This window comes from Rhodococcus sp. JVH1, from assembly GCF_000280725.2.
GTDB classification, from domain to species: Bacteria; Actinomycetota; Actinomycetes; order Mycobacteriales; family Mycobacteriaceae; genus Rhodococcus_F; species Rhodococcus_F jostii_A.
This window is the reverse complement of sequence record NZ_CP166289.1, coordinates 496,044-516,242: the sequence shown is the minus strand read 5'-3', so window position 1 is coordinate 516,242 and position 20,199 is coordinate 496,044. Positions and strand designations below refer to the sequence as shown.

The 20,199-nt window shown below is 65.7% G+C and carries 16 protein-coding genes and 1 tRNA gene; 4 read left to right on the top strand and 13 right to left on the bottom strand.

Going from position 1 to position 20,199, the window contains the following annotated elements:
- Positions 1-6 precede the first annotated feature (6 nt).
- On the bottom strand, positions 7-1,125 hold the full coding sequence (locus JVH1_RS02510; RefSeq protein WP_009479948.1) for an acyl-CoA dehydrogenase family protein: 1,119 nt from the start codon (positions 1,123-1,125) through the stop codon (positions 7-9).
- Between the two features lie 49 nt (positions 1,126-1,174).
- A complete protein-coding gene (locus JVH1_RS02505; protein ID WP_082324892.1) occupies positions 1,175-2,311 on the bottom strand; it encodes a CaiB/BaiF CoA-transferase family protein in 1,137 nt (378 codons plus the stop codon).
- A gap of 162 nt (positions 2,312-2,473) precedes the next feature.
- On the opposite strand from JVH1_RS02505, the gene JVH1_RS02500 reads away from it, so the two are divergent.
- A complete protein-coding gene (locus tag JVH1_RS02500) occupies positions 2,474-3,949 on the top strand; it encodes an aldehyde dehydrogenase (NADP(+)) (RefSeq protein WP_009479950.1) in 1,476 nt (491 codons plus the stop codon).
- Positions 3,950-5,503: 1,554 nt separating this feature from the next.
- On the opposite strand, the gene JVH1_RS02495 is transcribed toward JVH1_RS02500, so the two are convergent.
- The 10 genes from JVH1_RS02495 to JVH1_RS02450 are packed head-to-tail and all read right to left on the bottom strand — an operon-like array spanning position 5,504 to position 15,184.
- Positions 5,504-5,944: a DUF1931 family protein gene (locus tag JVH1_RS02495; RefSeq protein ID WP_016885041.1), complete on the bottom strand. Its 441-nt coding sequence runs from the start codon at positions 5,942-5,944 to the stop codon at positions 5,504-5,506.
- Positions 5,945-5,957: 13 nt separating this feature from the next.
- Entirely contained in the window at positions 5,958-7,682 is a 1,725-nt protein-coding gene (locus JVH1_RS02490) for an FAD-dependent oxidoreductase (protein WP_043782425.1), read from the bottom strand.
- Positions 7,660-7,926: a ubiquitin carboxyl-terminal hydrolase 14 gene (locus JVH1_RS02485; RefSeq protein WP_011598522.1), complete on the bottom strand. Its 267-nt coding sequence runs from the start codon at positions 7,924-7,926 to the stop codon at positions 7,660-7,662. The genes JVH1_RS02490 and JVH1_RS02485 overlap by 23 nt, the downstream gene beginning before the upstream one ends.
- Positions 7,923-8,375 (bottom strand): thioredoxin, encoded by a 453-nt coding sequence (gene trxA / locus JVH1_RS02480; RefSeq protein ID WP_007297768.1) that lies wholly within the window; start codon positions 8,373-8,375, stop codon positions 7,923-7,925. Before trxA ends, JVH1_RS02485 begins: the two co-directional genes overlap by 4 nt.
- 14 nt (positions 8,376-8,389) lie before the next feature.
- Positions 8,390-11,023, bottom strand: coding sequence for an ATP-dependent chaperone ClpB (clpB, locus tag JVH1_RS02475; protein WP_009479958.1), 2,634 nt, complete (start codon positions 11,021-11,023; stop codon positions 8,390-8,392).
- On the bottom strand, positions 11,005-11,334 hold the full coding sequence (locus tag JVH1_RS02470; RefSeq protein ID WP_009479959.1) for a chaperone modulator CbpM: 330 nt from the start codon (positions 11,332-11,334) through the stop codon (positions 11,005-11,007). Before JVH1_RS02470 ends, clpB begins: the two co-directional genes overlap by 19 nt.
- The gene (locus tag JVH1_RS02465) at positions 11,331-12,257 is read right to left on the bottom strand and encodes a DnaJ C-terminal domain-containing protein (protein WP_009479960.1); all 927 of its coding nucleotides are present in this window, start codon (positions 12,255-12,257) and stop codon (positions 11,331-11,333) included. Before JVH1_RS02465 ends, JVH1_RS02470 begins: the two co-directional genes overlap by 4 nt.
- Positions 12,258-12,263: 6 nt before the next feature.
- Complete coding sequence (locus JVH1_RS02460; RefSeq protein ID WP_009479961.1) at positions 12,264-12,788, bottom strand: nucleotide exchange factor GrpE; 525 nt, start codon at positions 12,786-12,788, stop codon at positions 12,264-12,266.
- 8 nt (positions 12,789-12,796) lie between these two features.
- Positions 12,797-14,677, bottom strand: a complete 1,881-nt coding sequence (dnaK, locus tag JVH1_RS02455) for a molecular chaperone DnaK (RefSeq protein WP_009479962.1) — start codon at positions 14,675-14,677, stop codon at positions 12,797-12,799.
- A gap of 3 nt (positions 14,678-14,680) precedes the next feature.
- Positions 14,681-15,184, bottom strand: coding sequence for a general stress protein (locus JVH1_RS02450; protein ID WP_011598526.1), 504 nt, complete (start codon positions 15,182-15,184; stop codon positions 14,681-14,683).
- Positions 15,185-15,961: 777 nt separating this feature from the next.
- Between JVH1_RS02450 and JVH1_RS02445 the strand changes: the two genes are divergently transcribed.
- Positions 15,962-16,978 carry a S1C family serine protease gene (locus JVH1_RS02445; RefSeq protein ID WP_009479964.1) on the top strand — a complete coding sequence of 339 codons (1,017 nt, stop codon included), beginning with the start codon at positions 15,962-15,964 and terminating at the stop codon, positions 16,976-16,978.
- Between the two features lie 495 nt (positions 16,979-17,473).
- Entirely contained in the window at positions 17,474-18,571 is a 1,098-nt protein-coding gene (locus JVH1_RS02440; RefSeq protein ID WP_009479966.1) for a membrane protein, read from the top strand.
- Positions 18,572-18,928: 357 nt separating this feature from the next.
- Here JVH1_RS02440 and JVH1_RS02435 read toward each other — a convergent pair.
- Positions 18,929-18,999, bottom strand: a tRNA-Gly gene (locus JVH1_RS02435).
- 419 nt (positions 19,000-19,418) lie between these two features.
- Between JVH1_RS02435 and JVH1_RS02430 the strand changes: the two genes are divergently transcribed.
- A complete protein-coding gene (locus tag JVH1_RS02430; protein ID WP_043782428.1) occupies positions 19,419-19,886 on the top strand; it encodes an SRPBCC family protein in 468 nt (155 codons plus the stop codon).
- The last annotated feature ends 313 nt before the right edge of the window (positions 19,887-20,199 follow it).

Below are 20,199 nucleotides of genomic sequence, written 5' to 3'. Positions count from 1 at the left end.
AACGCCCTACTTTCCGTAAACCGATTTGGCGATGAGAAGTCGCTGAATCTGATTGGTGCCCTCATAGATCTGAGTGATCTTGGCGTCGCGCATCATCCGCTCCACCGGATAGTCACGCACATAGCCGTAACCGCCGTGCAGTTGTAGCGCATCGGTGGTCACCGACATGGCATTGTCGCTGCACAGCAGCTTCGCCATGGCCACCTTCGCACGCGCCGCTGGGTCCCCGTCCTGAATGAGATGGACCGCGTCGTAAAGCAGCGAACGAGCCGACTCGATCTTGACGGCCATATCGGCGACCATGCCTCGAAGAAGCTGGAAGCGCGAAATGGGCTGGCCGAACTGGTCGCGGTTCGTCGTGTACGAGACGGCGGCGTCGAAAGCGCCCTGCGCAATTCCGAGGGCCTGCGCCGCGATGAGTGCGCGGCTGCCGTTCAGTTCCGCGGAGATGTACTGGAACCCCTTATTGGGATCATTGACGACACGAACAGCGGGAAGCCGACATCCGTCGAGGACGACATCGGCCGTCGGACTGCCGCGCATTCCCATCTTCTTCTCGGGCGCGCCGAAGCTGACGCCGTCATCGTCCTTGTGCACGATGAAGACACCGAGCGACTTGTCGCCGGTCTTCGCCAGGACCACGTACCAGTCGGCCCACGGCGCATTACTGATAAATCGCTTCTGCCCATTCAGAATCCAGTCGGAACCATCCTGTATTGCGGTCGTCGCGATCGCCGACAGGTCCGATCCCACGCGCGGCTCGGTCATGCACCACGCAGCGCCGGCGGAGCCCGACGCGACACCTGGTACCACCAGTTGCTTCAACTCGTCGGAGCCCTGACTCAGCACTGTGGACGTGCCCGCCCAGTTGACCAGCATCACCAGCGCCGAGCTTGCGCACGATGCTGCGACTTCCTCCACTGCGATGACCTGGGAGAGGAGATCGGCTCCGCTCCCACCGAGGCTCTCGGGATGCGCAAGTCCGGGAAGGTCGTTGCTGCACAGGGCCGCCCACGATTCCGACGGGAATCGCTCCTTGTCATCCACGTCGGCGGCGTGCGGTGCGATCTTGGTCTGCGCGAGTTTGCGGACGCTCGCGCGGAACTCGCGGTGTTCGATACTCATGAATTGCTCCTGGTGTCTGCGGGGAATGTGATGATTCGGGAGTCGACGGTCACAGCGGTGGCCAGCTCAGACCCGTCACGGAGGGTGGGACGCCGTCGGCGGCGGCACGGCCGGCGACATCTTCGGGAAGTCCGGCGCGGCGCAGGACTTCTTCGGTCTTGACGCGGGTGTCGGTGACGCGCCGTTTCGGTCCGCCGGAGAACACGGGGACCACCGGGACCGAATCCAGTGCGAATCCCGGATCCCTGGCCACGATCTGGTCGAACGTGGACAGCTCATGCGGTTCGAGCACCGGTGTCACGCACGCATCCACGTCGGCGAACACCGCGGTCCACTCCACCATCGTCTTCTTCTCGAACTCGGCGGTCAGCGACTTCTCGATGAGGTCCCAGGTGGACTCGTCGAAATGATTCGGTACGGCTCCGAGGTCGAGGGTGGTCCACAATCGCTCGAAAAATGCCACCTCCAGGGCACCCACCGCGACGTATCGACCATCGGAACAGCGATAGCACCGATAGAACGGCATCGACCCGACCAGTACGCCACGTCCGCGGCCGGGCAGCGTCGGCGTCTGCCAATCGACGAAGTTCATTCCCATCATCGACAGGACGCCGTCGACCATGGCGGAATCGATATACCGGCCCTTGCCTGTTCGAGTCCTGTCGTACAACGCGCCCAGAATGCCGAAGGCCGACAGCAACCCACCTCCCGCGAAGTCGGCGACCAGGTTCAAAGGCGGGACCGGCGGTTGATCCGATGGGCCGAAGGTACCGAGGGCACCCCCGATCGCGAGGTAGTTGATGTCGTGACCGGCGCGTTGCGCCATCGGTCCGTCCTGGCCGTAGCCCGTCACGCTGCAGTAGACGAGTCCCGGATTGAGGGCCGACAGTTCCGCGTAGCCGGCGCCCAGCCTGTCCGCAACACCGGGCCGGAATCCCTCCATGAAAATGTCAGCTTCCGAGACGAGCGTTCGCAGCGCCTGGCGGCCGTCCTCGGTCTTGAGATCCAGCGATATGAATTCCTTGCCTCGAGACAGTGCCGGCACCGGAAGCCCGGAACGACCACCACCGATCGCGATCACGTCTGCACCGAGATCCGCGAGCAGCATGCTCGCGTACGGTCCGGGTGCCAGACGTGTCATATCCAGTACCCGAACCCCCGCAAGTGGGCCCGTCGTTGCGGTCATCGTCGTCCTCCAAAGTCATTCGGTACCTCGTGTGATGCCAATCCTGGCCTCGTGACTGCACTCACACCATCTCCATGTGGAGGTATGGCGTCACACTCGTTCTCCCGCACACTGAGGCCCACATCCTCAGCACGGGACGCTCCGAACTTGACAGGAATAGCAATGGAAACCACTGCGATAGAGACCCTTCCAGACACCAACACAGAGGATTACGAGCGGATTCTCTCGGCCGCGGAGACCGCCGCGACGTCACTCGCCCGAACAGACCCGAGCCGGCGGGCACAGATTCTGCGGTCGATGGCCGACGCACTCGACGCAAACGGCGCGGAACTGGTGCCGCTGGCGGCCGCCGACAGTTCGCTTCCCGAGGCGCGCCTTCGCGGCGAGGTCTCGCGGACCACGATGCAGCTTCGAATGTTCGCCGATGTCGTCGAGGAGGGCTCCTGGCTGGAGGCCATCATCGACACAGCAGATCCGGACGCGCTACCCGCTCCGCGCCCCGATCTGCGGCGGATGCTTGTACCCACGGGACCCGCCGCGGTGTTCGGTGCGAGTAACTTTCCGTTCGCGTTCGGGCTCGGCGGTGGAGATACCGCTTCGGCGTTGGCCGCCGGCTGTCCCGTCGTCGCGAAAGCACATCCCGCTCAGCCTCGATTGACCGCCGCCTACGCGCGGGCGATCGACGAGGGACTTCGTGCGGGCGGCGCCCCAGACGGCACGTTCGGGGTAGTGCGGGGCGCCGCCATCGGACGTCTGCTCGTTCAGGATCCGCGCATCACGGCCGTCGGGTTCACCGGTTCGACATCGGGTGGCCGGGCTCTGGCAGATCTGGCAGCCGGTCGGCCGCACCCTATCCCGTTCTACGGCGAGCTCGGCAGTATCAACCCGGTGTTCGTGACACCTGCTGCGGCTGCGGAACGGTCGGGAAAGATCGCGGGCCAATTCCTCGAATCACTACTCCTCGGCGCCGGTCAGTTCTGTACCAAACCGGGGATTCTGTTCGTCCCCGACCAGAGTTCGATCGAATGGCTCGTCCGAACCGCGATCGCAGAAGATTCATTCCGTCTGTTGCACAAAGGAATTCGCAAATCCTTCCTCGATGTGTCCCGGGAGATCCTCGAGCACCCGGACGTTCGGCCGGTGTCATCACCCGAGCAGAGCGATCTGGACGATCTGTCGGTCCGCCCGGTGATCGGCGTGACCGACGCTCGGGCGTTGCATCGAAGCCCAGAAGCCCTGCTCAAAGAGTGCTTCGGTCCGTTCGGATTGATCGTGACTTACACATCGATCGCGGAACTCGACGCGACGATGGCTGTCCTGCCGGGCACGCTGACGGCGACCGTCCACGGCACCGACGATGACCCCGATGCCGCAGCACTGCTCGACGCGCTTGCGCGCTACGCGGGGCGCGTCATCTCGAACGGATGGCCCACCGGTGTCGCCGTCAGTTGGGCCCAACACCACGGTGGCCCCTACCCGGCCACCAACTCCGTTCACACCTCAGTCGGAGCTACCGCGATTCGGCGGTTCCTGCGGCCGGTCGCATACCAATCGGTGCATGAAGCGCACCTGCCTCCCGCACTCGTCGACGCGAACCCGTGGGGTATCCCACGCCGGGTGGACGGCCATCTGTCTTAGGACCCACGGCCCGCGCGTTTTATGGGTGCACCCGCTAGCCCAAAAGAGAGCTTGACCGGCTCGCCGCTGCAATCTGACGTCCCGGCCACGGGGAGGAAGCCCCTTTCGGAATGCGAGGATGCTGCGGCGGGACTGGTCGGGTCCGAGCTCGGTGGGGCGCTGCTGTGGTGATACCTTCCGGCCGCTGGGTCCTCGAGGACCGCGTTGTGGCCTTCGATATCGTCTCCTGCGAAGACCCAATTCTAACGGGTCGATTCGAGGTAAAACAGAGTTAACGCAACTGATCTCGGTGACGACGATCATCGGCGCGCTGCCCGGGGGGCGACCTCACGGGCGGCAGGGTCGACTCGTGTGCAGCCAGGTGGGATGTCAACTCGGCGTCGAGACCGATCGAGCACGGCCTTGACGAGTTCGGGTCGAAGCTGCCCCCGCGTCGGTGAGGGCGACGCCGCGTTCGTGGTCCCGTGCCATCCACCGCCATGTCGATAAGGTCCTCCGGACCTGTCGAGCCGAACGCCACGCCTCGTCGGAGACACGCTGATCGGTGACGGTCGAATCATCATTCATGGGATTACCAGAACAGAGGGGGCGAACTCCTCTCTCATCCTTCGTCGAAGGATGTTGCCGCGACTGCTGTACACAGACAACGGGCACGCCCGTGTACCCGACACCGGCCCGCGCGCCCTGACACGCACGTCATCTCGCGGAGCAGGGCGACGCTGCGGGGCGGCGAACCCGACCCCACGTCACCAGTTGCTCCCACCACCGTTGACGCGGACACTGCGGGTTACCGTGCCTGCGGTCCCGCCGCACAACTGCTCGCCGCTGCATGCTGGGGACAGGTCACCGTCGACACCCAAGTGTCCTGGACGGCTACGGAGGCCGAGCGGTCGGCGGTGATGCGGCGTCTTCGTGGGTTTAGCCTCTCCGTGGTCATGCTCGGCGAGGACACCTGGCCTATCCGGTGCCGAGACGACTCCCGGCCGAGGTGGCCGCATGTCTGCGCACCGTCTCGGCCTGTGGCGTCCGGCCGATCGTGGGTTGAGGTAGGAGTGGGTGCCAGGCACCGTAGGCTCAGATTGGTGCTGTTCCGAGATCGATTCAGCGCTTGCCGCAGCAGCGGTGGAGAACCCGCCTGGTCGGCTCTCGTCCGGCACCGCGCCGCTGCGGCCCAGGTGTTCGCGCGCGTGGTCGAGCTATGGAACGACTACGTCGGTCGGTCTGCCGTGGCATTGTCCGCACTCGTTTGTTCGCGGCAGTTTGTTCGCGGCTTGACCATTGGGGGTGGTCGTTTGGTGATCTGGCGTGGTGCCAGCGCGCGATTCGTCGCCGACTGACCGGGTACGCTCATTTCCCTTGTTCAGAAGCGAGCGCTGTGCGTGAGTCGGCGTCAACCCTGGTGGGGGCGGGCCGCGAGCCGTGGTGGGATGGACCTGTTGCCCACTCGAATCTGGTGGCCACCTTCAACAGCATCAGGTCTGCATCGGTGATGGACTTGACGAGTTCCTTTCGCGTCCCGGCGATCTACTGATCTGCCGGACCGCCGGTCCGGGGTCAGAGCAGTAGGTGGAAGATGTCGAAGGCGACGTTCCATTCGGCGGTCCCGGGGTTCTTGCGGTCCGGCTCGACCGTGACGAAGGTATGCGCCAGCGCCACGCTCAAGCCTCCGGCGATCAGCGGCAGTCGCTGCTCGGTCTCCTCGGAGAGGGCCACGTCCAAGGGCGGCCGGGCCGTCAGTTGATCGAGCAGAGGCTGTAGTTCGATCTCCTCGTCCAGTTTCTCGAACCGGTGGATGCTCTCCTGCAGCCCTTTGGTGATCGGCAGGTCCCACGGTTCGATCACGTCCCGCAGGTTTGCCTTGGCCGAGGCTTTGCCGATGAGGATCACGTCGTAGATCTTGTCGTCGATGAAATCCGTATAGCGCTTGAGGTCGTTTCGGTCGACCTGCAGTCCAGCCGCTGCCCGGAAGAACCGCTGGAATTTCACGGTGCCCATCACTGGCATGTCGTCAGCTCCTTTCGAAGTATTCATGGATTTGGCGTACCGCCATCGCTCCTTCACCGACCGCGGATGCAACTCGTTTCACCGAGCCGCGGCGGACGTCGCCCGCCGCGAATAGGCCGGGCCGGCTGGTTTCGAGCGTCCTGGACAGCCCGGCGCTGATCGGCCGGTTGCCGTCTCCTCGGGCGTGGACCGCGTCCATGCCCGTGAGGACGAAGCCGTGGTCGTCGAGTGCGATCGCGTCGGCCAGCCACCCGGTGTGCGGCGTCGCCCCGATGAAGACGAACAGGGCGTGCACCCGGATCGTGTCCTGGTCGCCCGTGCGATTGTCCTCGACCACGATTTCGTCGAGGTATTTCTCGCCGTGGACCATACGAATCTCGGTGTTCCGGTGCACGGTAACGCGCGGGTGGTGCTCGATCTGGTCGACCAGGTATCGGGACATGCTCTTTCCGAGGTCATCGCCGCGGATGAGCAGGTGGACGTGGGAGACATGGCCGGCGAGGAAGACGGTGGCCTGGCCGGCGGAGTTTCCGCCGCCGACGATGGCCACCGGATCGGTGCCGCACATCCGCGCTTCCTGATAGGTCGCGGCGTAGTACACGCTCGTTCCCTCCAGTGCCTCGATTCCCGGAACTGCCAACTTGCGGTATCGCGCCCCGGTGGCGAGCACGACGGCCCGGCCGCGGACCGCGCCGCCGTCCGCCAGCCGGAGCACATGGTTCCCGGCCTCGGATCCCAAACCGGTCACCTCCGCCGACACCAGGATGCGGGCGCCGAACTTTCCGGCCTGGATCACGGCCCGCTCGGCCAATTCGGAGCCGGAGATCCCTGCCGGGAAGCCCAGGTAGTTCTCGATCCGGGAGGAGGTACTGGCTTGGCCGCCCGCGGCGATCGACTCCAGTGTCACCGTGTTCAACCCGTCCGAGGCACCGTACACGGACGCGGCCAGACCGGCCGGTCCGGCACCCACGACCACGAGGTTGCACACGTCCTGGGCTGCGTCCGCGACCGAGTCCGGGACCGGAAGCCCGACGATGCGGGCGAGTTCCGCATTCGTCGGATTGCGCAGCACCTTGTCGCCGTGCCAGATCACGACGGGAGTGTCCTCGGGGGCGACGTCCAGGCTGCGCAGCAGCTGCTCCGCCCGTTCGTCCCGCTCCAGATCGATCCACCGGTGGGGCAACCGGTTTCGGATGGCGAACTCGCGAAGCCGCAGCGTATCCGGGGAATAGCAGGAGCCGATGATCCGGAACCCCGAGCCGAGCCCGATCAGCAGGTGCCGGCGCACCAGGTAGGCGCGCAGGATCAGATCGCTGAGCACGGGATCGTGGGCAACCAGCCCGCGCACCCGCTCGGCGGGGAGGACGAGCATCTCGCCATCCTCGATCGCTTCGGCGGTGAAGAACGCCACCTGGCCTTCCAGCAGTCCGAGCTCGCCCAGGAAGCGGCCGGGACCGTGCACGCGCAGTATCCGGCGTTCGCCGTCCCCGTCGCCCTCGTCGAGGACCGCGACCTTGCCGGAAAGGATGACGAAGAAGTCGTTGCTGGGCGCGCCCTCTCGGATCAGCACCTCGCCGGCGCGAACCGATCGACGCGTGCCACCGACCTCGAGCGTCGCGACCTGGTCGTCCGTCAGCCGCGGGAAAGCACCTTCCTCGTCCGGAGTCTCGTCGACCGGCTGATTGACGCCGACGGGTGCGGCGTCCTCAGACGAAGTTCTGGTCGACATAACACCACCGCCAATCTTCACCTGGCTCCATCGACTGGACGATCGGATGGCCGATGGCGTGAGCGTGCGCGCTCGCGTGCTTGCCCGGCGAAGAGTCGCAGCAACCGACGTGTCCGCACGTCAGGCACAGCCTCAGATGCACCCACGGGGTGCCGAGGCGAAGACATTCCTCGCAACCCTGCGGGGTCCGGGGCACCACGGCCCGGATCGCGGCCACGTGTGGGTCCGCATGGACATAAGTCATGACTTCGCTTCCTTGCCTGCATTTTCCGAGAGCGCCTGATCGAGCCACGTGCGCAGCTGGGGTACCGGAGCTGCGCCCGCCTGACGAGCGAGGACCTCACCCCGGTCCATCACCAGCAGAGTTGGTACGGCGCGGACGGTGAACCGTTCGGCCGTCTGGGGAGCAGCATCCACGTCGACCTTGACCAGCTTGATCTGACCTGCGCGTTCTCTGGCGAGCTGCTCGAGCGCCGGGCTGACCATGCGGCACGGGCCGCACCATGTCGCCCAGAGATCGACCAGCACAGGCACCGAGGACTTGTCGGCGACCTCCGCGAAGTCGTCGTCCCCTGCCGCGGCGATCCACGGCAGCGGCTCGTGGCAGTTCCCGCAGCGGGGTTTTCCGTCCCCGGCCGCCGGCACCTTGTTGACCTTGCCGCAGTGCGGACACTTCACCTTGTCGGATCCCATGACGACACCTCTCCTCAGGCCGCCGCGACGGCGGGTTCCGCATACGCGACGGCGAGCTCGCCGCCGTCCACCGTGACACTGATGGTGCCACCCGGTTCGATTTCGCCCCGCAACAGCGCACGACCGATCTTGGTCTCTACCTCGTGGGCGATGTACCGTCGCAGCGGCCGCGCACCGTAGACCGGGTCGAAACCGTGTTCGGCGATGAGCCGGCGTGCTTCCGGCGTGATATCCAGGTGTATCTGGCGCTCCGACAACCTGTTCCGAAGATCGGTGAGCTGCAGCTCGACGATGTGCTCGATCTGGGGCAGCGTGAGCGGGGTGAACAACACGATGTCGTCGACCCGGTTGAGGAACTCGGGACGGAAGTGCCCGCGCAGTTCCGCCAGCACCCAGTCCCGGGCGTCCGGCTTGATCTCGCCGTCGGCTGTGACTCCCTCGAGGAGATGCTGGGATCCGATGTTGGAGGTCATGATGATCACGGTGTTCCGGAAATCGACTTGCCGGCCTTGAGAATCGGTGATCCGGCCGTCATCGAGCACCTGTAGCAGGGTGTTGAAGACGTCGGCGTGGGCCTTCTCGATCTCGTCGAAGAGCACCACGGAATACGGCTTGCGGCGCACCGCCTCGGTGAGCTGGCCACCCTCGTCGTACCCGACGTACCCGGGGGGCGCACCGATGAGCCTGCTCACCGTGTGCCGCTCCTGGTACTCGCTCATGTCCAGGCGCACCATGTTGTCTTCGCTGTCGAAGAGGGCACTGGCCAGCGTCTTTGCGAGCTCGGTCTTTCCCACGCCCGTCGGGCCCAGGAAGATGAACGAACCGATCGGCCGGCGCGGATCACGGATACCGGACCTCGCCCGGATCACCGCGTCTGCGACCAGTTGCACCGCCTCGTCCTGACCGACGACCCTCTCGTGCAGAATCTCGTCGAGCTTCAACAGCTTCTCCCGCTCGCCTTCCTGCAGCCGGGCGACCGGGATACCCGTCCATGCGGCCACGATCTCTGCGATCTCGTCTTCGGTGACCACTTCACGCAGCAACGGATTCCGGCCCTGCCTGGTGGCCAGCTGTTCCTCCGCCGCCTCGAGCCTGCGTTCCAGCGCGGTGATCTCGCCGTATCGCAACTCTGCGGCCCGATTGAGGTCGTAGTTGCGCTCCGCCTCCTCGGCCTCGTGGCGCAATCGTTCCAGCTCTCCCCGCAGCTCCTGCACCCGCCTGATCGCCTGCCGCTCCGCCTCCCACTGAGCGTGCCGGGCGTCGGCCTCGGCCCGCAGGTCGGCCAGCTCCTTACGCAGCTCTTCGAGGCGCGCCTTGCTGGCCGCGTCCGTTTCTTTGGACAGCGCGGCCTCTTCGATCTCCAGCCGGGTCACCTTCCGGGTGAGCTCGTCGAGTTCGGCGGGCATCGAATCGATTTCGGTGCGTAGCCGGGCGCACGCCTCGTCTACCAGATCGATCGCCTTGTCCGGAAGGAAGCGGTCGGTGATGTACCGGTGCGAGAGGGTCACGGCGGCCACCAGTGCGCCGTCTTGAATCTTCACGCCGTGAAACACCTCGAGGCGTTCTCGAAGTCCGCGCAGGATCGAGATCGCATCCTCGGCGCTGGGCTCGTCGACGAGAACGGTCTGGAAGCGTCGCTCCAGTGCTGCGTCGGATTCGATGTGCTTGCGATACTCGTCGAGAGTGGTGGCACCGATCATGTGCAGTTCGCCGCGAGCGAGCATCGGCTTGAGCATGTTGCCGGCGTCGAGAGACCCTTCGCCGCCGACTGATCCCGCACCGACCACTGTATGTAACTCGTCGACGAACAACAGGATCCGCCCCTCGGCCGCCTTCACCTCGGACAGCACCGCCTGCAGTCGCTCCTCGAACTCGCCGCGGTACTTCGCACCGGCCACCAGGGAACCCATGTCGAGCGAAAAGATCGTCTTGTCGCGCAGGCCCTCGGGCACGTCGCCGCGGACGATCCGCTGGGCGAGGCCCTCGACGATCGCGGTCTTCCCGACGCCGGGGTCGCCGATCAGCACCGGATTGTTCTTCGTCTTCCGGCTCAGGATCTGCGTTACCCTGCGGATCTCGGTATCCCGGCCGATGACCGGATCGAGTTTGCCTGCCCGCCCTTCGGAGACGAGGTCGCGCCCGTACTTCTCCAGCGCCTCGTACGCCCCTTCCGGGGTGGCCGAGGTGACGCGTTGATTGCCGCGCACTTTCGTCAGCGCCGTGAGGAAGGCGTCTCGTGTGACCCCATGACTGGCGAGGACCCGCCCGGCCGCACTGGCCGACCCCTCCTCGGAGAGGGCCATCACGAGATGCTCCACCGACACGTAGGAATCCTTGAGTCGCTTCGCCTCCCGTTCCGCGGCGTCGAGCAGCTTGGCCAGGCGCTGGGTAATCGTCACCTGACCGGGCGTCGCGCCGGGGCCGCTGACCTTCGGCCTACGCGACAGTTCACGTTCCAGATCGGATCGCAGGGCATCGACGTTCGCGCCGGCCTGCTCGAGCAGTCGGGGTACCAGCCCTTCCTGCTGGTCGACCAACGCGAGCAGCAGGTGCTCTCCGTCGACCTCGGTGTGACCCATTCTGGTCGCTACGTTCTGGGCTTCCTGCAGGGCTTCTCGTGACTTCTCAGTCAGGCTGCCGGTGTCCATGGGGGTGTCCTCCTTCTGCGGGAAGCTGCTTCGAGTTTCTCGATTCGATCCAGCAGATCGAGCACGAGCCCGATTGCCGAGTAGTTCAGGCCCAGACCGGTCCGCAGCCGTTGGATGCGGGCGGCGTGGGCCACTTCGGATGGTTCGAACGACATCTCGCCGCCGGTGTCGCGGTGGGCGTCGAGCAGGCCGAGAGCCACAAGCTTGCGTGCCAGGTCCGGGTGCAGCCCGGTACGTTCGGCGAAGGCATCTGGTGACAGTCCGGTACGGCGAACCAATACGTAGTGGGTGACCGGGGTCGGGGTGCTCATGTCTCTTTCCTCGGATCGAAGTTCGATTCGGTGGCCAACTGCTCGAACAGCTCGCGTTCGCGTGCTGTCGGTTTCGGCGGCACCATCACCTTGATTTCGGCGTAGAGGTTGCCGTTGGCGCCACGCGAATTGGGCATTCCTTCTCCGCGCAGGCGCAGCTTCCTTCCCGTCGACGAGCCTGGAGCCACTTTGACTTTCGCCTCGCCACCCGGGGTGGGAACGACGACGGTCGACCCGAGGACCGCCTCCCATGGCGATATTGGCAGGTCGACGTAGATGTCCCGGCCCTGTACCCGGAACCGGGAATGCGGCTTGATCCGCACCACGAGGTACAGATCCCCGGGCGGCGCGTCACCGTTGCCCCGGCCGCCTTGCCCGGCCAGCCGGATTCGCTGGCCGTCCAGGACACCGGCCGGAATGTCGACGTCGTACTGCCGTCCGTCCAGTCTGAGAGTGCGTTTGCCGCCCCGGTACGCCTCTTCCAGGGTCAGTTCCAGTTCCGCTTCCTGATCGGCGCCGGGAATCGGCCCGTACCCGCCACCGCCGCCGAACATCTGCCCGAAGAGGTCCTCGAAGTCGACGCCGCCTTCGCCACCGACACCGTGACCGAAGTGCACCCTTCTGCCCCCGCCCCCACCGCCGTACCCGCCGCCACCGTACCCACCGGCGCTTGCCCGGACCCGTTCGTCGTAGTCCTCGGGCACACGCCGGAAGTCGGCACCGAATCGGTCGTAGCGTTTCCGGGTGTCCGGGTCGGACAACACCTGGTAGGCCTCGTTGGCCTCCTTGAACTTGTCCTCCGCAGTGGGGTCCTTGTTCACATCGGGGTGGTACTTGCGGGCCAGCTTGCGGTAGGCCTGCTGGATTTCGTCGGCGGCGGCGCCCCGCGGGACCCCGAGCGCTTCGTAGTAGTCACGCGCCATCGGTGCTCACCCCTCGGGGCGGCTGACGACCACCGCGGCGGGACGCAGCTGCCGCCCGTCCTCCCCGTAGCCCGGGCGCAAGACCTCGACCACGGTCCCGGAGGGAAGGTCGGGTTGGGCCACCACACTGACCACTTCGTGGAGCTCCGGGGAGAACGGCACACCGACCTCGTCGTGACGCTCGAAGCCGAACCGCGACAGCACCTGCACCGCCTGCTCCCGGATCGCCTTCACACCCTCGACGACGGTCTGAGGATCGCTTCCCGCATGCGCCAGCGCAAGCTCTAAATTGTCCAGAACCGGCAGCCATGCCGCGGAAACCTTCGCCACCTCCGCGGCGCGTTCACGGTCCAGATCCTTGGCGTACCGCTTGCGCAGGTTGTCCAGATCTGCGAGGGCCCTGCGCCAGCGGTCCTCGAGTTGAGCCAACTCGGCCCCCGTGTCGGTGCGATCAGGCGCCGTCTCGGTCTGATCCCTGTCGGTACCGTCGGTAGCCGGCTCGGTCGTCGAATGATCTGCAGACCTTTCCATCGTGTGCCTCAGCTTCGATCGAATTCGGCGTCGATCACGTCGTCGTCATCCGACGACGCAGCCTCTGCGCCTCCAGCCTGATGTCCGTCGCCGCCGTCCTGGACCGGCGTTAGCCCGTAGAGCAGCTGCTGCAGCTCCGAGGTGAGTGGCTCTACCTCCGCGGGTGAAGCACCGTCTTTCACGGCCTTCCTGGCGTCGGCGATCAGCATCTCGGCCCGCGCCTTGTCGTGCGGTGGCGCACTGTCACCGAGTTCGGCGAGTCGCCGTTCCACTTGATATGCAACCGAATCGAGCGCGTTGCGTGCGTCGACCGCTTTGCGCAGCTCCTCGTCCTCACCCCGGTTCCGTTCGGCCTCTGCCAGCATGCGCTCGACCTCACTGGTGTCCAGGTTGCCCTGCTCACTGATCGTGATGCTCTGCTCCTTGCCGGTGTCCTTGTCGCGGGCGGTGACGTTGAGGATGCCGTTGGCGTCGATATCGAAAGTGACTTCGACTTGGGCCTCGCCACGCGGCGCGGGGCGGATGTCTTCCAGCCGGAACCGGCCGAGCACCCGGTTGTCGGCGGCTCGTTCGCGTTCGCCCTGCAGCACCACGACGTCGACGGCGGACTGATTGTCCTCCGCCGTGGAGAACACTTCGCTGCGCCGGGCCGGGATCGTCGTGTTGCGCTCGATGATCTTGGTCATCACCCCGCCCTGCGTCTCGACGCCGAGGGACAGCGGGGTGACATCGAGCAACAGCACATCGGAGACCTCGCCCTTGAGCACGCCCGCCTGGACTGCGGCACCGAGCGCCACGACCTCGTCCGGGTTGACGCCCATGTGGGGGTCCTTACCGCCGGTGAGCCGGCGAACCAGCGCCTGCACCGCCGGAATACGTGTCGAACCACCGACCAGGATCACCTCGTCGATGTCGTTGGCGGTGACCTTGGCGTCACTCATCGCCTGCTTCACCGGGTCGAGGCAGCGTTCCACCAGATCCGCCGTCAGATCCTCGAACTTCGACCGCATGATCGTGGTGGTGAGGTGCTTGGGACCGTTCGCGTCAGCGGTGACGAAGGGCAAGTTGACCTGGGCCTGTGTCACCGAGGACAACTCGACCTTGGCTTTCTCCGCGGCCTCGAAGAGGCGCTGCAACGCCTGCGCATCCTTGCGCAGATCGATATTCTCCGCACGCTGGAATTCGTCGGCGAGGTAGTCCACCAGGCGTCGGTCGAAGTCGTCGCCGCCGAGGTGGGAGTCGCCGGCCGTGGAACGAACCTCGACCACTCCCTCGCCGACGTCGAGCAGGCTCACATCGAAGGTGCCGCCACCGAGGTCGAAGACCAGTACGGTTTCGTGGGTCTGCTTGTCCATGCCGTACGCCAGTGCCGCAGCGGTCGGCTCGTTGATGATCCGCAAAACCTCGAGGCCTGCGATCCGGCCGGCGTCCTTGGTGGCGTTGCGCTGCGCGTCGTTGAAGTAGGCCGGAACGGTGATGACCGCTTCCTTGACCTTCTCACCGAGGAACTTGCTCGCGTCGTCGACGAGCTTGCGCAGCACGAGGGCACTGATCTCCTCCGGCGCGTACTTCTTTCCCCGCACGTCGAATCGGGCCTCACCGTTGTCACCCGGCACGACGTCGAAGCTGACCGCTTTGGCCTCCTCGGAGATCTCGTCGTAATGGCGTCCGATGAAGCGTTTCGCCGAGTAGATCGTGCCCTTCGGATTCAAGATCGCCTGCCGTCGGGCAAGCTGACCCACTAGGCGTTCACCGCTCTCGGTGAACGCCACCACCGACGGCGTCGTCCGCGCTCCCTCGACATTGGAGATCACCACCGGCTCGCCGCCTTGCCAGCTTGCGATAACCGAGTTGGTGGTGCCTAGGTCTATACCTACAGCGGTCGCCATGACTCATTCCTTTCGATCGGTTCGGCCGGTGAGCAAGCGGACGGCTTCGTCCGCAACCTCGACATCGGCGAGGACTTCGTAGTGACGTGGTTGTAATGACTGGATCGAGGTGAAGTCGCGCCGGCCGCCCTGCAGCGCATACATGAGCAGGCCGAGCAGAGCGCCGACAACAGCACCGAACACCAACCCGTAGAAGGCGAGCGCGAGGCCCGTGAGCAGCGGCTGGACCCAATCGAGTAACCCGAAGATCCAGCCGAACAGCGCACCCGTCAGCGCGCCCGCGGCGGCGCCGCGCAGAGCGGCCCAGCCGTAGTTCAAGCGGCCGACGATCTGCTCGACCAGCTCGATATCGCGACCGACGATGGCCAGTTTGTCTACCGTGAAATGCTGGTCGGAGAGATAGTCGACGGCGCTTTCAGCGTCGGCGTAGTTGTCGAACGTTGCTACCACCTGGCGGGCAGGTCGGTTCGGACGGACCGCGGAGGTCCCGCCACTGGACTCTGACATCACGCCCCCTAGGCGTTAATGACTCGGGATTCGCCGAGCCCGCGCGTACCAGTTCGGCGTTCGGTCGATCAGTCAATCGTTTGAGCTCACGGAGGCCCAACCGCCTGAGAGTTCCTCATCCGCCTCTGGGCGTCACCAAGATTCGCATCATGAGCGTCCACACAACGGGGGACAGTGGCGTCCACACCCCACCCAGGGCATAAATTTCCGCCGGAACCCGCTCGAGGCGGCCGGTACTACGGGCATCAGCCACTACTCCGGGAATCCATGAGTACAACTCCCGATAGCAAATTTTCGCAGCCGAAGGAAGTGAGTGACTAGGGCCCGGCAAGCCGAAAGCAGGAAGCCGATTCCACCCTGACAGTACAGTCGCGGGAGCACTGGGAATAACAGCTGCTTCATCCTCACGTAGAGGATCAGGCCCCCGACGGTGGACTCTAATTACTTGGCGCAGAATCGAACAGCGGCGAAATCCACTTCTCAGCTGTTGGATCAGCCCATTCGGTGGAGTCGCTGAACTCTGATTTCTTTGTACGGCAACCGAATCGGGCCTAAACGGGGGAGCTGGTTTGAAAGTGAAAGTAGTACAACAATATACGACTCGTCGCCGTAGTAGTTGAGAAACGCCACTGTAATCGTCGATGTAGATTTCAATTGGGTATGTGAGGCGGGTCGGGAGTCGCCGACCACGGGAGCAGGCAGGGGTATGTTGATCGGGTGGGCCCGCTCGCGGCAGGTGTATGTAGGAGACCGATTCCTCACGGAGGGCGGTCGCTGATGCGCGTGCCGTCGACCGTACGTTCCTCGGTCTGGGCGCCGCTGGTCGCGATCGTGGTCCTCCTCCTCGCGGGATGCGGCGCCTCGGCTCCCACCACCTCGACGCCCTCAGCGGGGCCTGCCGTAGACCTGCCGGCACTGGTCCGGCAGGTGGAGGCCTCGGTCGTGACCGTGCTCACCGGGTCCGGCGTGGGCAGCGGCATCGTCTACAAGACTGACGGCACCATCGTCACCAACGCCCACGTGGTCGAGGGTGCCCGGGAGGTGAGTGTGGCATTCGCGGACGGGCAACAGGTGTCCGCGAACGTGCGGGCCGTCGATCGCGTGACCGACGTCGCGGTCCTTCAAGCGGACCGCACGGATCTGACTGCGGCGACGTTCGAGACAGCGCTGCCGGAGGTCGGTGCGCTCGCCGTAGTCGTGGGCAGTCCACTGGGGTTCGAGGCCACAGTCACCTCGGGCATCATCTCAGGATTGCACCGTCAGATCCCCGGGTCGGCCTCCACCGGGGCGCCGCTGGTGGACCTGATTCAGACCGACGCCGCGATCTCGCCGGGTAACTCCGGGGGTGCGCTGATCGACGGACAAGGGCGGGTCGTGGGGATGAGTCAGGCCTACATTCCTCCGTCGGAGGGTGCGGTGGCTCTGGGCTTCGCCATCCCCGCGGCGAATGTCGTCGATGTCGCGGACCAGCTGCTGGCCTCGGGAACCGCCCAGCATGCGTACGTCGGCATTCAACCCGGCACGTTGACCCCGCAGATCGCCGAACAACTGGCAGTCGACCGCACCAACGGTGTCGTCGTCCTCGAGGTCGTCCCGCTCGGTCCGGCTGCGACCGCGGGTATCCGGCCCGGCGATGTCATCACCGCGGTCAACGGCCACGACACCGAGTCGGCAGAGGACTTTATCGCGGCGCTCCGTGCCGTCGACCCGGGCGATCGAGTCGAACTGACCGTGCTCCGCGGCAGGGAGACCCAGCAGATCTCGGTCACCGTGACAGACCGCCCCACCAGCTGAATTACGATTCCAAGCGCGACCGAAGCGGGTACGGACGGGATCTGTGTTGCGGCCCGGCACGTTGCGGGCGTTGGCTAGCATCGCCGTCAGCGTGTCCTCGTGACACGAAATCGAGAAACCGCGGCAGGACATTCACCGTCAGGTTCTGCCCGACCACCTTCGACGTCGATGGCCGATCCCTACGGTGCCGGGGTTAGCCGAGATTTCGGAGAGGCCGAGTTCATGCTGCGGAAGCAGCGAATCGAGAGCGGCCAGGGCCCTCTGCCGTGATTCCCCGACGATGTCCGGTCATGGAATCGATGACCGGACAATGATGTACCCGTTCGGCCGAGGTGCACCGACCGCACCAGATCCCGCCGATAGTGGTCGACGGTGCATCCTCGGCCGCTCGTGGTGTCTACCGGAGAGGCAGCGGAGATCCGCGGCGGCGCTGTGATGCATGCGCACCCACTGCCTGGGCAGTTTGGGGGCAGACCGGGCGGGTACGCGAAGGCAGTGGAGGCGAATGAGCACCTGCGGGGAGGGCAATCCGGTGCCGCGGGTGAGCAGGTCTCGGTGCTGTTCATCGCGGATCCGGGCACGCCTGCGGCTCTCGCGGAACGCGTCGCGGAGCACCTGCCGCAACGCATGCGAAGCCGTGACCGCCTCGAGCGCTGGTGGACGACGTGCGTGCGCAGCAAGCCCTACCTCTCAGACGAGCAAGCGGATTTCGCAGACGTGATCGACGCGGTCGATCCGTCCTCCGAAGGGGAGGACGTCGTCGTGTACCTCACCGACCTACCGCGCCGCGAAGACACCCTGCCGGTGGTGGCCGACGTCAGCGCCGACCACCTCTTCGCGCTCATCTCCGTCGCCGCGGTGGGCGGCGTCCACATCGAGCGCCGCATCCGCACCGTCACCGAACTCGCGATCGCCCACATCCTCGGGGAACCGGAACTCATGCCCCCCGGCACGGCGCGACGGTTCCCGTGTGTGCAGATCGAGGACGGCATCCGGTACTTCGCGCCCTCGGGACTGCGGCGACTGCGACTGCTGTCGGGGATGGTGCGGGCGAACCGGCCGTGGCGGCTGGTCACCGGACTGTCGAAGGTGCTCGTCGGCGCGTTCGCCACGGGTGCGATCGCACTGGCCACCGACACGATCTGGTTGTTCGCCGACACGATGGGCCCATGGCGTATGAGTGCGGCGACGATCCTGTCGATCGTGGCGATGATTCTCTGGCTGATCCTCGATCACGAACTGTGGGAGCGGCCGAAGTCGCCGGAGGAGCGCGATCGATCGGCGCTGTACAACACCGCGACCGTCGCCACCCTGGTCATCGGTGTGATCGTCCTCCACGTGGCCCTGTTCTGCCTGCTCCTGTTCACCGCGTGTCTCGCTCTTCCCCCGGAACTGCTGTCCCGCATTCTCGGGCGCGGGGTGAACTTCTCCGACTACCTCACGCTCACCTGGCTGCTGGCGTCCATCGCCACCATCGGTGGGGCGCTCGGGTCGGGTCTCGAGGACGACGCCGCCGTCAAGGAGGCGGCGTACGGGGTCCGGCAGCGCCAGCGCATCGAGGAGACGCGGAGGCGGTCGAACGAGGCGGGATGATCGACGAGGTCTGCAATGACTGTCTGCCGAGCGTCCATCGGGATACGGGCGACCGGGCGCGCTCACCCTGCTTTCGTGCGACGGTCGAAGGATCCTTTTCCGGTGGCGACGTGTGTGACCATTGGGGAGCATGAGTACTCGTGGCGTGGTCCGGGAATGGAACGGCCACTACCTCCTCGGCGAGGGTTGACTCGCCGGAGACCCCGGGCAGTTGCTGGGTGACTGGTCCACGGTTGCCGGTCTTGTGCCGATGGGGACGGAAGAGGCTGTGACGGCGCCCGGGGGGCGTGCGAACGGACGGGCAGCGGTAACAGCGCATCCGGTGGTCGCGAAGTTGATCTTGTTGGAGCGCTGGGGAGCCGACGACGGGAATCGAACCCGCGTATTCAGCTGGGGAAGCTGATGTTCTGCCAATGAACTACATCGGCGCGCACGATATTGGGCGCCCGTAGGCAGGCCCAACACCCTGCGATGGAAGCATTTGTCGCCCACTGACGCGCAAGGATCACGAAGAGGATCCAGCGGATCAACGCCCGCACCGCGGGACGCCGACTCGCCCGCAGCATTGTTACCGGGTTGCCGAATCCTGCTGTCACGCCGCCGAAACGCCGCTTTGAGGAGTGCGCGGACAGCGGGAGAGAGGCACCGGCGGCGACTAGCGGTACGCGCACCTCGCGGTGCGCAACGGCTGTCCGACACGGCAGGGACGCTCATCAAGAGGAGGACACTCGTCGAAATCGCCTGTGTCTACCGGTGGTTGGCCGATGAGCCCGCCGCCAGTACCCCGAAACACATCCATCCGCGTCGGCATTGATTGGGACGGGGCGGCGCTAGTTAGAATCGGGCGATGGACAGGACCGACCGCGCCAGCCGGACGATCGCGGCACCACCGGCGACTGTGTACGGCGCTCTCCTCGACCGGGAGTCCCTCGAGGCCTGGTTGCCGCCGGACGGCATGCGCGGACGGGTCGAGCGGTGGGATCCCCGGCCTGGTGGCGGGTTCCGGATGGTCCTGACCTACCTCGACCCCGCCGACGGCCCCGGAAAGACGTCAGATGCGACGGATGTCGTCAATGTCGGATTCGCCGACCTGTTGCCACCGGAACGCGTGGTGCAGCGGGCGGTGTTCGAAGCCGACGACCCCTCGTACGCGGGCACCATGACGATGACATGGCACCTCGCCGCCGCCGGTGACGGAACCGAGGTGACCGTCACCGCCACGGACGTGCCACCCGGCATAGACCAAGCGGCACACGAGGCCGGGATCGCCTCCTCGCTGGCAAACCTGGCGTCGTACGTCGAAGGGTCCGGCTGACTCGAGTCGGCTGCGACCTGCTTGCCGCCGATCCGGCGCCGCGCCCATGGTGCCGGGTGCCGTGCCAGTCCAGAGTTTGCACTCACGACTTGGGGTGCACGTGATGCACGGCGCATCACGCTGGGCTTGTTTGCACACGATCGTTGTGCGGGCTCGGGTGCCCGCATGGTGGACTCCCGCCCGTGGGTGCACGTCCTGCTGCGATCAATCGAGGATCGTGTCGCTTTGGCCGGGCTTGGCACAGGCATGGCGGATCTGTGCGAGTGCGGATTCCCGCTGTTCGTGGACGGTGTGCCGGGAGCGGGACGCCGGC

Coding starts and splice junctions, on each gene's coding strand:
- JVH1_RS02510 (WP_009479948.1), bottom strand. CDS start 1,125: ATGAGTATCGAACACCGCGAGTTCCGCGCGAGCGTCCGCAAACTCGCG.
- JVH1_RS02505 (WP_082324892.1), bottom strand. CDS start 2,311: ATGACCGCAACGACGGGCCCACTTGCGGGGGTTCGGGTACTGGATATG.
- JVH1_RS02500 (WP_009479950.1), top strand. CDS start 2,474: ATGGAAACCACTGCGATAGAGACCCTTCCAGACACCAACACAGAGGAT.
- JVH1_RS02495 (WP_016885041.1), bottom strand. CDS start 5,944: ATGGGCACCGTGAAATTCCAGCGGTTCTTCCGGGCAGCGGCTGGACTG.
- JVH1_RS02490 (WP_043782425.1), bottom strand. CDS start 7,682: ATGTCGACCAGAACTTCGTCTGAGGACGCCGCACCCGTCGGCGTCAAT.
- JVH1_RS02485 (WP_011598522.1), bottom strand. CDS start 7,926: ATGACTTATGTCCATGCGGACCCACACGTGGCCGCGATCCGGGCCGTG.
- trxA (WP_007297768.1), bottom strand. CDS start 8,375: ATGGGATCCGACAAGGTGAAGTGTCCGCACTGCGGCAAGGTCAACAAG.
- clpB (WP_009479958.1), bottom strand. CDS start 11,023: ATGGACACCGGCAGCCTGACTGAGAAGTCACGAGAAGCCCTGCAGGAA.
- JVH1_RS02470 (WP_009479959.1), bottom strand. CDS start 11,334: ATGAGCACCCCGACCCCGGTCACCCACTACGTATTGGTTCGCCGTACC.
- JVH1_RS02465 (WP_009479960.1), bottom strand. CDS start 12,257: ATGGCGCGTGACTACTACGAAGCGCTCGGGGTCCCGCGGGGCGCCGCC.
- JVH1_RS02460 (WP_009479961.1), bottom strand. CDS start 12,788: ATGGAAAGGTCTGCAGATCATTCGACGACCGAGCCGGCTACCGACGGT.
- dnaK (WP_009479962.1), bottom strand. CDS start 14,677: ATGGCGACCGCTGTAGGTATAGACCTAGGCACCACCAACTCGGTTATC.
- JVH1_RS02450 (WP_011598526.1), bottom strand. CDS start 15,184: ATGTCAGAGTCCAGTGGCGGGACCTCCGCGGTCCGTCCGAACCGACCT.
- JVH1_RS02445 (WP_009479964.1), top strand. CDS start 15,962: ATGCGCGTGCCGTCGACCGTACGTTCCTCGGTCTGGGCGCCGCTGGTC.
- JVH1_RS02430 (WP_043782428.1), top strand. CDS start 19,419: ATGGACAGGACCGACCGCGCCAGCCGGACGATCGCGGCACCACCGGCG.